Below are 12,013 nucleotides of genomic sequence, written 5' to 3'. Positions count from 1 at the left end.
CAAGAGTGATGCGTCTTACATTCGCCAACTTGGGGGGCACGTGCGCGCCCCCGCACAGGCGTCCGCGTACGCGGCCGCACTGGTTTTGTATGTTGGTGCAACAGGGGCGCATCCGCGCCCCTGTTGCACCAACATACCATGGACTCGTGAGCACCGCAGTGCGTAAGGCGCTCTCTCAGACTGTGGCCGCCGGGGCGGCTACATAGGGCACCATTACCGGCCCCTCGGGCAGAATGGCGATCGAGGGATCAGGTCCATAGCGCTGAATCAGCTGATCAAGGGTCGCCTGGAGATCAGGTGCTGGCAGCAGTTGGGCGGCCCGGACCACGTCATCGGACAGGCTCGAGTGCAGATATACATCGGCCTGGATCTGGACCAGGGCTTGCTTCTGGGCCTGCCACTGGTCGTGCATCTGGAAACCCGGCTGGTTGATCATGTCCAGCAGGGACGCTGGATCCTCGCGCATCTGCAGCAGTGCCTTGAAGTTGCCATGCTCGGGCAGGCCATCACGACACTCGGCGACCGCGATGATGGCCCCACCCTGGCGCACGATCTGCGCAGCCGCCGTCATACCTTTGACGCTCTGATAGAGGTTCTGATCGAGCGGATAGCCGTTGTTACTGGTGATTACGATGTCAAATGGCCTGGGCACAGCCTGCGTGGCGGTTCGCGCCACCTCGGCACAGCCTATATAGTGGGCGCGGATATAATCTCCGGAAAAGACCCCTGTGATATGCCTCTCCTGATCAAGCGTCACATTGACCATAAATTCCGGTGGACATAACCTGACCGCGTCCTGAATGCCCTGGTGAATCGGATTTCCTTCGAGCAAGGCCCAGGTCGAATGTTGATCTCCAATCAGGGGCGCGCTATGCAGAGCCTGGATAGTCTGGATACCGGCCAGGCCAGGAATAATGCCCTTGGGACCACCAGAGAAGCCGGCGAAAAAGTGGGGCTCGATAAAGCCGGTGACGATGCGGAAGTCGGCATCCAGGTAGCGCCGATTGACCCACACCGGCACCCCAGAGGCGCTATCGCCCAGCAAGACCAGTTCTTCGGGCGCGAAGGCATTGTGGTTGACGATCTCGACGCTATCGACGATCTCCCGCCCCAGCATCTGAATCAGCTCGTCACGGGTATTGGCCCGGTGCGAACCAGTACCATTGAGAATGACTATCTGTGAGCGTGGAATAAAAGAGAGTGCCTCTAGCAGCCAGGGGACGATGCGCTCGTTGGGCGTCGGACGCGTGATATCCGAGATGACAATGGCGACACGATCGTTGGCGCTCAAGCGGTTCACCAGGGGCACACTGGCAATGGGATTCTGCAGGGACTTGAAGAACGTCTCCCTCTCATCCTTCAAAGGCGGAATAGAGTGTGAATGTAAGATAGTCGCCTGCTCGGGCACGGTAATCGTACGGGCAACACTTCCATATGGAATCTGGACATGCATGAGCATTCCTCTTTTCAGCTATGCAAAGCACATGGGCATACTTAACCGGCGAATTTATATTTAGCCAGACCCTTGATACCAACCTTGACGCGGAAGAGGTCACCCGAAAGAGGATAGTCGGACCTCTGCTCCTTCGCCGGCAGGGCCGAGGTGATATATAATTCATCCATATACTGGCCACCGAAGACCGGCGCGGTTGGACGTGGCACAGGCATTTGAATCACCTGGTCCACCTGCCCCTGTGGATCATAGCGCACCACTTTAGAGCCGTTCCAGTAGGCGCTCCAGATATATCCCTCATTATCCACGCACAGCCCATCCGGATCGCCTTCTTCGGGAGGCGTCTCGACAAAGATACGGCGATTAGAGATGCTGCCCGTCTCGGCGTCAAAATCATAGGCGACAATAGTGTAGGTCGGGGAATCCGTAAAATACATGATCCGATTATCCGGGCTCCAGCCAATACCATTGGAGACACCGATATCGTGAATCATTTCATGGACAGAGCCATCGGGGTCCAGGCGATAAAGCGTGCCGCGAGCCTGCGAGAGAGGACCATCCGCCATGGTGCCGGCCCAGAAGCGTCCCCGGCAGTCGACGGCCCCATCATTGAAGCGCAGTTCGGGATTCTCTCCGAAGGGGCGAGCAATGTAGGTAAGCTTCTTTTCCTCTTCATCCCAGAAAGCGAAACCCTTTTTAGTAGCCATGACCAGTCCACCCGACTCGCGCAGCGCCAGCACCCCAATGGGTACGCCCACGGGAATCACCTCATGCTTGTCCGATAACGGGTCCAGGCGATGATAGCACTCACCCTCGATGTCTACCCAGTAGAGAAGTTGCTCGTCCACGCTCCAAACCGGTCCCTCCCCCAGCTTATCCCGACACGGTAAAATATGCTCGACACTGTTCATCTTGTGATTTCCTTTCAACGCCAGCACTGGCACGGCCTATCTGTACAAGAAGCTCCACGACGATGTCCTGCTCGTCTCCTTTACTGGCATGCCTCTCTATACTGGCGCGCCAGCGCGGTCAGACCCGCCCAATCTTTATTACTGACGATATCTTTGCTGACCAGCTGGCTACCCACTGCGACGCTATAGGCTCCGGCCTTTAAGAAGGCGCCGCAGGTCTGCAGATTGACACCACCCGTCGGGACCAACTGCAGATCAGGCAGAGGGGCCAGAATATCTTTGAAGTAGGTCGGACCTAGCTGACTGGCGGGGAAGACTTTTACCAGGGCGGCACCTGCCTTCCAGGCGGTCCAGATCTCGGTCGGCGTATACGCGCCACACACGACCGGGATGCCGTGCTCCTTCCCTTTCTCGATCACGTCCAGGGCCAGAATCGGGGTCACCAGGAACTGGGCGCCGGCATCGATGGAGCCCTGAGCCATGTCCCCATCCAGAACCGTACCCGCGCCCACAATCAGGCGATCCCCAAATTCATGTCGCACCTTCGTGATGATTTCATTCGCTTTCGCATTGGTCAATGTAAATTCAATGGTGTCAACGCCCCCCTCAAGCAACGCGCCACTGATCTCAAGTGCGTTATCCAGATTATCCAGACGCACAATAGCGATTGGCATGCGAGGTTTGAGCGTTGTAACGCTTCGTTGTGACATAGCACGATCCTTTATGTAGTTGTCTTTTGCAGTTAACTCATTATATCATGTACCAATGTGCATCCCGAGCAGCATACTTTGCGCCAGAATATATCTGACGAGCAAGCTCATTGCCTGGCACATACCTGGGTTTTCGTACCCGCGGTGCTCAAAGGGTATGGGTGTTGATGCATCGGGGGCGCCTTCGTGCCCCCGATGCATCAACACATCAAACCAGTGCAATTGATGCTTTATCTAAAAGGAAGGTAGAGAGAAGACTATGCCAGTAGACGTTGTTAGCTTCGGTGAGACGATGTTACGCCTGACCACATCCGGTGGGAACCGGTTGGAGACCGCGCAGGCTCTAAATATTTATGTTGGGGGCAGCGAGTCCAATACCCTGGCCAGCCTGGCGCGTCTGAACTTTCGGGTCTGCTGGCTGTCAGGCCTGCCCGATAATCCGCTAGGAAAGCACGTAGAGACCGAGCTACGCAGCCATGGCGTTGATACTGGCTTCGTTAGCTGGGCCTCCCCACAGGCACGCCTGGGGACCTTCTACGCCGAGGAGGCGCCCTCACCGCTGGGACTGCAGGTTTACTATGATCGCGCCGCCTCCGCCTGCGCTCTGATCGATCCCGAGACGGTGCCATATACACTGGTCGATGAGGCGCGCATGCTCCACCTCACGGGCATTACGCCCGCGCTCAGTCCCCAGGCGCGGCAGGTCTTTCAGCGCCTGCTGGAGTGCGCCCACAGCAACCGGGTACCACTCTCTTTCGATGTCAATTATCGCGCCAAGCTCTGGTCCCCGCAGGAGGCTGCCAGGCAGATCGAGCAGGCCTGTCAGCAGGCCTGCATCCTCTTCTGCGCACGTGCCGACGCCGCCGAACTATGGGGCTTTGAAGGTGAGCCTGCCGAGATTCTGCAACAGATGGCCGGGCGCTTCGGCTCCGACAAGAGGCTGGTCCTGACGCTCGGTGGGGCGGGTTCTGCCCACCTGGACCACGGAACATACGCCCACGCCCCCTGCTTCCCAACCGAGGGCAACGCCCGCTTCGGCTCGGGCGATGCCTTCGCCGCTGGTTACCTTTATGCCTGTATGGAGGGAACACTCTACCACGAACTGGTCACTCAGCGTGGTGAGGCCGGCCTGACACCACTCGAATTTGGCAATGCCCTGGCCGCCCTTAAACGCTGCACGCCGGGCGATATCGCCATCTTCCATCCAACCGACGTCAAAAACCTCATTCGGACCGAGACAAACAAGCGCTTCCGCTAAAATGCGAGAGCATGGAAATGGCGCGTCTGACCCATTTCCATGCTCTTTAACTAGCGATCCTGTCCCGTGGGGCGAATCAAAATCTCATTAACATTCACACGCTCTGGCTGCGTCACAGCATAAACGATCGCCGCGGCGATATCCTCACTTTCAAGCGGGGTCAATCCCTGCAACCACTCCCCCTTGCTGCTTTTTGGCACTCTCATCGGTAATATGATTGGTCAACTCGGTGGCGACCGCTCCCGGCTCGATCACAGTCACGCGAATATTATTTTTATAGCTCTCCTGCCTTAACGCCTCAGAGAAAGCCACCACGCCCCACTTGGTCACATTATAGACGCCGCTACCAGCACGCGCGACACGGCCAGCCACCGAGGAGATATTGATGATATGCCCATGATTCTGCTCTTTCATAATCGGCAAAACGGCATGCGTCGTATACATCAATCCCATTACGTTGATGGCGACCATGCGCCGCCAGTCCTCGGTGTTGGCGCCATCAATCTGGCCTAATAGCATCACACCAGCATTATTGACCAGAATGTCGATACGCCCCAATTTATTTTTGACGTGTTTGACCATCGCTGCCACCTGCTGCTCGTCGGCGACGTCCGCGACAATCGGCAGCGCCCGGCCACCTCGCTCATGGATGCGACGAAGCAAATCCTGCAAGCGGTCTCCACGTCGCGCCACGACCGCCACATATGCTCCCTCGGCCGCCAGCGAGAGCGCCGACGCTTCGCCAATTCCCGATGATGCTCCCGTGATCAGGGCGACTTTATCCTGTAATAAATTTGCCATATGTTCTTGTAAACCTCTTTTGAAATAGAAATATACTCGGACTTTTGAAAATAGATGTATTTTAGTATACAGCTATAACACGAATAAACAATGCTAAACGTACAATCGAAATAATAAATTGGGATATTTAGCTCATCAGTAATGTCGGCACTTATTCTCAGCACACGACCAGCGTAAAGCTATGCTAAAATACTGGTATGTTGAGAACAATTACCACTACACGCTATGTGACCCCATTGCGCGAGGGAGGATCACTACCGGCGCTGGTCGAGGCCGATGACGATGGCCTCTATGTTCTGAAGTTCCGTGGCGCGGGCCAGGGACTGAAGGCATTGATCGCCGAGTTGGTGGCGGGCGAGATAGCGCGCACGCTGGGGCTTCCTGTGCCCGAAATTGTCTTTATGGAACTGGACCCTGTGCTGGGGCGCTCTGAACCCGATTTTGAGATTCAAGAACTGCTGAAGGCCAGCGCGGGCCTGAATCTGGGCCTGGACTTTCTACCTGGGGCGCTGACCTTTGATGCCCTGGATGCAGTCGACCTTGATCCCATGCTGGCATCGTCGATCCTCTGGTTTGATGCCTTCGTGACAAACGTGGATCGCACACCCCGCAATACCAATATGCTCTGGTGGCATCGTCGCCTGATGCTGATCGATCATGGGGCCTCGCTCTATTTCCATCACGTCAATGCTGACTACATGTCCCGCAGTCGCATTCCATTTACCACCATCAAGAACCACGTCTTATTGCCGGTGGCCAGCATGCTGCCGGAAGCTGACCAGGATCTCCAGAGCCGCCTGGACGCGGCCAGGCTCAAAGCCATCATCGATCTGATCCCGGAATCCTGGTTGGAACAGGATGCCACCTTCGCCACACCCGCCCTCCATCGACAAGCATATCTAGACTATCTGCTGGATCGCCTGGAGCATTCATCAATTTTTGTAGAGGAGGCCCTGCGTGCCCGCGATCAGCTCTTATGACTATGCAATTATCCGCCTTGTGCCAGATGTCGAGCGCGGTGAATGTATAAACGTCGGCGTAATTTTGTTTTGCCGCACGCGCCGCTTCATGGAAGCACGCATACACCTGGATGAAACACGCGTCAGCGCGTTTGCCCCTACCTTAGACCTTACAGCCGTGCAAACCCAGTTGGATCACCTGCTGCTGGTCTGCTCGGGTAAAAAGGAAAGCGGCCCCATCGGCCAGCTCTCACAGTCGGAGCGCTTTCACTGGTTGGTCTCACCGCGTAGCGCCATTATTCAAACCTCTCCCGTCCACTCGGGACTCTGCCAGCAGCCGGAAAACGCGCTCAGCCACCTGCTCAAGCAACTAGTGCTCTGATCTAAAAATAAAGATGGCACATGCCTTCCCCAAAACACAAAAGAGATGCGGCGGGAACCACTCTGGTTCATTCCCACCGCATCTCTTTTGCAGAAACAAATATCTACGATTCAAAATCGATGAGCATCTATGGATGCCAGATAAAAGTAACGCCAGCTCCAGGATAGAATTTCGTGTAGGCTACCTGATCCCAACCACCGTTCCAGTTCATGTTGCTGACATTCACACCATTCGCGTTCGCGCTTGCCGCGCTGACACCCGATTCCACCACACCAACGTGTCCATACGCGCCTGCGCCCTGCGTATACGCCTGCAGCACAATAATCGAAGGACCATTTGGATTGGGTTCAGACGACGTAATCCAGCCATAAGCGGCCGCGTTGCCAGCCCATTCATTCGCATTGCCCAGCCACTCAACCCACCAGCCGGTCAATCCATGATAATGGATATTCGCCCAGTAGGTACACTGGCCGACAAAGAAGCGGCCTGAGCTATCAGCATTGCCGCCAACGGTGGTTACCGGGGCGGGAGCGGGAGCCGTCACCGGGGCGGGGGCCGGAGCCTGGGTCGCAATTGGTGGCGGAGCCAGCGTCGGAACTGGCGCTGGAGCAACCGGGACCGGATTCTGCTTTACACCGGCATAGGTCACATTGCCCGGATCAAAACCATCTTGCGTCACCGCGGTCGCGGTCGCCGCCTGCGCGGCGATCAGCGCTGTATTATTCTGCTGCCCGTTAACCGCGCTCGTCGATGGTTGGAACGGCATACCTAAGTTGAATGCCTGGCTCTTCCCCGAGGGAATCGCGGCCATCAATGCGCCCCCAACGATAAACAGTAACACCAGCGCCACCCCCCATGGACAACCATTCTTCGCTTCAGAGCAGGGCGCGTAGCAACTGCCTTCGGCTTGCCACTTCCGGGAATAACGATGGGCATACGTACCGATGTCGTCGTAAGCTTGCTCTGTGTCGAGCCTGGCATCATCGAAGGGTCCGAGGCAGTGGCAACAGACGTGGGCTTCTTCGGAGTTGAAACAGCCGTCAAAGCACCGGTATCAGGAAATGACTGCTGCTCGGGGAACGACAGTTGCGTAACGAGCTCACCTGTATCCCCTCTTGCTAGCTCTGCCGAAGCAACGCTTTTGTGAACTCCAGTAACAATTTTATCATCACGATCTCTAAACGACATACGAATTACCTTCAATCTTACACAGCTAACACTACACTTTTTCACATTCAGATGTTTCTCAAGCTATGCTTCATAGTAATCTGAATGTAAGCAAGCACCACATACGACGCATAAAATATTTAGTACTTACATCAACAAACTTTAATCAATAACATGATATTGCGTCAAACAATCCACCAAAATACAGGACTATATAACTACTCAATTTTTGCATGTATAATAGCCATAAAATTATTAGCACATCTTTTATGACCACAGAATATCTACAGAGATGTAAAGAGCACATTAAAATTTCGCGTGTCGATTTGGCATTGTCCTCTACTCTGCGATAAGCTATAGGGACACAGTGAGAGCTAGATAAGTTCAGTTCCAGAAAGGATGACACCATGCACTATCGCACGCTTGGACGCACCGGATGGGATGCCTCTGAGATTGGCTTCGGTTCCTGGGGTATAGGTGGTGATGCCTGGGGGCAGACGGATGATTCGGTCGCTCTGGCGGCTTTGCATAAAGCGATCGACGAAGGGGTCAACTTTATCGATACCGCCGATGTTTATGGCAATGGCCATTCGGAGCAGTTAGTGGCCCGGGTACGCAAAGAGCGCAGCGAACCCCTGTTTATCGCTACTAAAGCTGGCCGCAAACTGAATCCACATGTGGCCTCAGGTTATAACAACCTGCAGAACCTCAGAGGCTTTGTCGAGCGCAGCTTGCGCAATCTGGACGTTGAGGCCCTGGATCTGCTGCAGCTCCATTGCCCACCCTCTGATGTCTACGATATGCCGGAAGTCTTTGGACACCTGGATACCCTGGTTCAAGAAGGAAAACTTAAAAATTATGGTGTGAGCGTCGAAAAGGTTGAAGAGGCGCTCAAAGCCATCCAGTATCCCAACGTCAAGACGGTCCAGATCATCTTCAATATGTTCCGTCTCAAACCGGCCGAGGAATTCTTTGCCGCCGCCCGTGAGCGCAACGTTGGTATCATCGTGCGCGTCCCGCTGGCCAGCGGTCTGCTCACCGGCAAACTCAAGTCCGATACGCAGTTTGACATCAAAGACCACCGCAACTTTAACCGCCATGGTGAATCGTTCGACCAGGGTGAAACATTCTCCGGCGTTGATTATGAGACCGGCCTGCAGGCGGTCGAAGAGCTGCGCGGCCTCGTCCCCGAGGGCGCCACGATGGCCCAGTTCGCCCTGCGCTGGATCTTAATGTTCCCCGAGGTCTCAACCGTGATCCCGGGTGCCAAAATCCAGAACAGGCCAGCAGCAACACCCAGGCCGCAAACCTGGCACCACTAAGCGACGACACCATGCGCCGCATCCAGGACCTCTACGACCGACGCATCCGCGCCCAGGTCCACCCTCGCTGGTAAAACTACATATGTATGGGGTAACGCGCGGCGGCCTGCCAGGCCGCCGCGCGTTACCCCATACATATTCATATTTTCGCCGCCGTAGGCGGCACCACAGCGAGGAGGCGATTTGCAAATCGCCTCCTCGCTTTATATATACAATCATTTTTCTACAGTCTACCCGAATCTGTGCCAATAAGTATCCTTATAATTCATAACCCGACTACACTATGGTACTATAGCGAAACACTAAATGTCCTATTACTCTGGACTAAATATTCCTCTTCTGATGTATAGTTGTAGGTAGCATGAGGTACGATAAGTATCAAAGGGTACTTAAACATAGAGGTAGAAGTACACCCACAGCGGCTTCAAAAGGAGCCGTGCCAGGGAGGCAGAGATGCCCTAGATGTAATGTGCAATCCTATACTTTTTCTGGACACACTGCATTCTTTTTGGTGCACCCCTTTGTGGTAGACCTCTCAGTGTAGCAAGCCAGCGCGCCACTGTTACCCATTTGTGCATTCCACCTACGGTAAAACGTAGGCATTTCTTTATACCAGGTAGGAAAGCTGTCATGATAGATGACGAAATGCATGTGGCCCTGCTACCAATAGTTGAGGGTCAGCAGGTACAATCAGAGGCAATCAAGCTCATTGAGGAAGAAGAACAACAGCAGGTTAACGCGACATCGATCACGCTAAAATGCGGCGATAGTTTTCTTCTCTTAGACGTGTGTGGTGATCTTCTCGCCACGCGCCAGGAAATGGGACTATTCCGGCATGGGACGCGCTTCCTGCGCTCGTGCAACCTTTTTCTGGAGGGGAAGAAACTGGTGGCCCTCTCACATCAGACTTCAACTATGAGCGATGCATGCCATATCGACCTGACAAATATGCCATTACAATTAACAGAGGAGACGCTCCTGGAACAGGGTGTGGTCCATGTTGATCGTTTTATCGAACTAGAACAAGACTATCTCAAACAAACGTTTACAATTACCAATTTTCATACTACCGATCTATCTCTGACTTTAAGCCTTATGGTGGGCGCCGATTATTGTGATATGTTTGAAGTGCGAGGTACGGTGCGTGAGAAGCGTGGTGTGCAGCAACCAATCAAGATTGGTCAGAACGGCGTGCAGCTCAGTTATCAGGGGCTCGACCAGGTAACGCGTTCAACAGCGATTCAGACATCTCCCGAGCCATCCTCAAATCAAGGTGAGCAGATGGACTGGAAGCTGCAGCTTAAGCGTGGTGAGCCTGTAGAGATCAGCCTGCTGCTCCATATGAGCGAGTCAAGCCAGGAACCATTGGAGACCGCCCAGGCCATCACGCTCTGGCGGGAAACGCAACAGCCGACGCTCGAAACCGACCATCCTTTCTTCAATCGCTTGCTGGAGCGTGGCATTCAGGATCTGATGATGCTGAGCACGATGACGCCCCACGGCTATTATCCCTATGCCGGCATCCCCTGGTTCAACTGCCCCTTTGGACGCGACGGATTGATTACGGCGCTGGAATTCCTGCCCTTATATCCACAGGTGGCCCGTGGCACCCTGGCGTTCCTGGCGGCCTACCAGGGCACAAAAACGGATGCGTTCACCGATGAGGAGCCCGGCAAAATCTTGCACGAGTTCAGAAAAGGTGAGATGGCCGCCTGCCGTGAAATTCCCTACATTCCTTATTATGGAACAATTGATGCCACCCCGCTGTTTGTGATCCTGTTCGAGGCGTATATGCGCTGGACCGATGATATCCCTTTCCTGGAACGGCATTGGTCCCATATTCAGGCCGCCATCGACTGGATGATCAATTACGGAGACCAGGATGGGGATTCATTCCTTGAATACAGCCGCAAGGCCAGTACGGGTCTGGCGAATCAAGGCTGGAAAGATGCCTGGGATAGCATGACCCACAGCGATAGTAGAATCGCTCGTTCGCCGCTGGCGCTATGCGAGGTGCAGGGCTATGCCTACGCGGCCTATCGCGCGGGTAGCTACCTGGCGCGCCGCCTCAGAAGAACCGAGGAGGCCCGCACCTGGGACCATAAGGCCGAGACCCTGCAGGAAAACTTTCTGGAGCAGTTCTGGTGGGAGGCCGAGCAGAGCATCTACATGGCCCTGGCCGAGAATAAAGAACCATGCGATGTCGTGGCCTCTAATGCCGGACAGTGCCTCTGGACCGGCATCCTGCCAGACGATAAAGCGCGCCAGATCATTGAGCGCTTGATGCGTAAGGATATGTTCAGCGGCTGGGGCATGCGCACCCTGTCTACAAAGGCGGCCCGCTACAATCCCTTGAGCTATCACAATGGCTCCGTCTGGCCACACGACACGGCCCTGGTTGGCAGCGGTTTCGCCCTCTATGGTGGCAAACAGGAAGCCGGCCAGCTGCTCAAGAGTCTGTTTGAGGCCAGCCAGCATTTTCCCGATGCACGCCTGCCCGAGCTCTATTGTGGCTTTGAGCGCCGTGAGGGCTATGGTCCTACGCGCTATCCGGTTTCGTGTTCACCGCAGGCCTGGGCGGCGGGCGCCCCCGTAACACTGCTCTTTTCCCTCCTGGGACTGCACCCCAATGCCGCTGAGGGCCGCCTGACCCTGCACCAGCCAGCCCTGCCAGACTGGCTTGGTAGCCTGGAGATCAACGGCCTCACCGTCGGCTCACAGCGTCTACACCTGCGCTTCAACCGTCGAGGAAGCCAGACCGATGTCTCCATCGGCCGCGACAACTCCGTCGATGTACGAGTGCTTTACTAAGGAAACGCGTCGTCAATGCACCAGGGGGCATGTGCACTCCTGGTGCACTACCACTGCTATAAGACAAGCAGGCAAAAGTCGTTTTATTTATGCGTACACCAGGGGGGAGCATATGCTCCCCCCTGGTGTACGCATAAATAAAATCCAGGCGGCCGCGCATGCGGCCGTCCGTGCGGAGGCGCATACGCTCACTCTCCATTGACAAACGATAGTCGTATCAGACATAGTGAACACGAATG

11 protein-coding genes and 1 pseudogene are annotated in these 12,013 nt (G+C 55.1%); 5 read left to right on the top strand and 7 right to left on the bottom strand.

The genetic code is table 11. From position 1 onward, the window contains the following. Positions 1-175: 175 nt before the first annotated feature. The 3 genes from larA to AABA21_RS26065 form a co-directional block, all read right to left on the bottom strand. The gene (gene larA, locus AABA21_RS26075) at positions 176-1,453 is read right to left on the bottom strand and encodes a nickel-dependent lactate racemase (RefSeq protein WP_338254735.1); all 1,278 of its coding nucleotides are present in this window, start codon (positions 1,451-1,453) and stop codon (positions 176-178) included. A gap of 41 nt (positions 1,454-1,494) precedes the next feature. Then, on the bottom strand, positions 1,495-2,364 hold the full coding sequence (locus AABA21_RS26070; protein ID WP_338254733.1) for an SMP-30/gluconolactonase/LRE family protein: 870 nt from the start codon (positions 2,362-2,364) through the stop codon (positions 1,495-1,497). A gap of 80 nt (positions 2,365-2,444) precedes the next feature. After that, complete coding sequence (locus tag AABA21_RS26065; RefSeq protein WP_338254731.1) at positions 2,445-3,074, bottom strand: bifunctional 4-hydroxy-2-oxoglutarate aldolase/2-dehydro-3-deoxy-phosphogluconate aldolase; 630 nt, start codon at positions 3,072-3,074, stop codon at positions 2,445-2,447. Between the two features lie 259 nt (positions 3,075-3,333). On the opposite strand from AABA21_RS26065, the gene AABA21_RS26060 reads away from it, so the two are divergent. Continuing rightward, positions 3,334-4,332 (top strand): PfkB family carbohydrate kinase, encoded by a 999-nt coding sequence (locus AABA21_RS26060; protein WP_338254730.1) that lies wholly within the window; start codon positions 3,334-3,336, stop codon positions 4,330-4,332. Positions 4,333-4,382: 50 nt separating this feature from the next. Here the strand turns inward: AABA21_RS26060 and AABA21_RS26055 are convergent, their stop codons facing one another. Both AABA21_RS26055 and AABA21_RS26050 read right to left on the bottom strand, forming a co-directional pair. Further along, positions 4,383-4,505, bottom strand: a complete 123-nt coding sequence (locus AABA21_RS26055) for a hypothetical protein (protein WP_338254729.1) — start codon at positions 4,503-4,505, stop codon at positions 4,383-4,385. Then, on the bottom strand, positions 4,483-5,133 hold the full coding sequence (locus AABA21_RS26050) for an SDR family NAD(P)-dependent oxidoreductase (RefSeq protein WP_338254728.1): 651 nt from the start codon (positions 5,131-5,133) through the stop codon (positions 4,483-4,485). The genes AABA21_RS26055 and AABA21_RS26050 overlap by 23 nt, the downstream gene beginning before the upstream one ends. Positions 5,134-5,330: 197 nt before the next feature. On the opposite strand from AABA21_RS26050, the gene AABA21_RS26045 reads away from it, so the two are divergent. Both AABA21_RS26045 and AABA21_RS26040 read left to right on the top strand, forming a co-directional pair. Next, positions 5,331-6,113, top strand: a complete 783-nt coding sequence (locus tag AABA21_RS26045) for a HipA family kinase (protein ID WP_338254726.1) — start codon at positions 5,331-5,333, stop codon at positions 6,111-6,113. Beyond that, complete coding sequence (locus tag AABA21_RS26040; protein ID WP_338254724.1) at positions 6,091-6,474, top strand: DUF3037 domain-containing protein; 384 nt, start codon at positions 6,091-6,093, stop codon at positions 6,472-6,474. Before AABA21_RS26045 ends, AABA21_RS26040 begins: the two co-directional genes overlap by 23 nt. 127 nt (positions 6,475-6,601) lie before the next feature. On the opposite strand, the gene AABA21_RS26035 is transcribed toward AABA21_RS26040, so the two are convergent. Both AABA21_RS26035 and AABA21_RS26030 read right to left on the bottom strand, forming a co-directional pair. Beyond that, positions 6,602-7,315, bottom strand: a complete 714-nt coding sequence (locus tag AABA21_RS26035; protein WP_338254722.1) for a CHAP domain-containing protein — start codon at positions 7,313-7,315, stop codon at positions 6,602-6,604. Continuing rightward, the gene (locus AABA21_RS26030) at positions 7,285-7,662 is read right to left on the bottom strand and encodes a hypothetical protein (protein WP_338254721.1); all 378 of its coding nucleotides are present in this window, start codon (positions 7,660-7,662) and stop codon (positions 7,285-7,287) included. The genes AABA21_RS26035 and AABA21_RS26030 overlap by 31 nt, the downstream gene beginning before the upstream one ends. Before the next feature lie 386 nt (positions 7,663-8,048). On the opposite strand from AABA21_RS26030, the pseudogene AABA21_RS26025 reads away from it, so the two are divergent. Continuing rightward, positions 8,049-9,037, top strand: a pseudogene (locus AABA21_RS26025) (aldo/keto reductase). A 556-nt stretch (positions 9,038-9,593) separates the two neighbouring features. Then, positions 9,594-11,774 carry an amylo-alpha-1,6-glucosidase gene (locus AABA21_RS26015; protein WP_338254718.1) on the top strand — a complete coding sequence of 727 codons (2,181 nt, stop codon included), beginning with the start codon at positions 9,594-9,596 and terminating at the stop codon, positions 11,772-11,774. Positions 11,775-12,013 lie beyond the last annotated feature (239 nt).

The sequence above is a fragment of the Dictyobacter halimunensis genome, assembly GCF_036245075.1.
The sequence above is the reverse complement of the archived record's forward strand: the minus strand, read 5'-3'. Positions and strand labels throughout refer to the sequence as shown.

Coding starts and splice junctions, on each gene's coding strand:
- larA (WP_338254735.1), bottom strand. CDS start 1,453: ATGCATGTCCAGATTCCATATGGAAGTGTTGCCCGTACGATTACCGTG.
- AABA21_RS26050 (WP_338254728.1), bottom strand. CDS start 5,133: ATGGCAAATTTATTACAGGATAAAGTCGCCCTGATCACGGGAGCATCA.
- AABA21_RS26070 (WP_338254733.1), bottom strand. CDS start 2,364: ATGAACAGTGTCGAGCATATTTTACCGTGTCGGGATAAGCTGGGGGAG.
- AABA21_RS26045 (WP_338254726.1), top strand. CDS start 5,331: ATGTTGAGAACAATTACCACTACACGCTATGTGACCCCATTGCGCGAG.
- AABA21_RS26030 (WP_338254721.1), bottom strand. CDS start 7,662: ATGTCGTTTAGAGATCGTGATGATAAAATTGTTACTGGAGTTCACAAA.
- AABA21_RS26015 (WP_338254718.1), top strand. CDS start 9,594: ATGATAGATGACGAAATGCATGTGGCCCTGCTACCAATAGTTGAGGGT.
- AABA21_RS26065 (WP_338254731.1), bottom strand. CDS start 3,074: ATGTCACAACGAAGCGTTACAACGCTCAAACCTCGCATGCCAATCGCT.
- AABA21_RS26060 (WP_338254730.1), top strand. CDS start 3,334: ATGCCAGTAGACGTTGTTAGCTTCGGTGAGACGATGTTACGCCTGACC.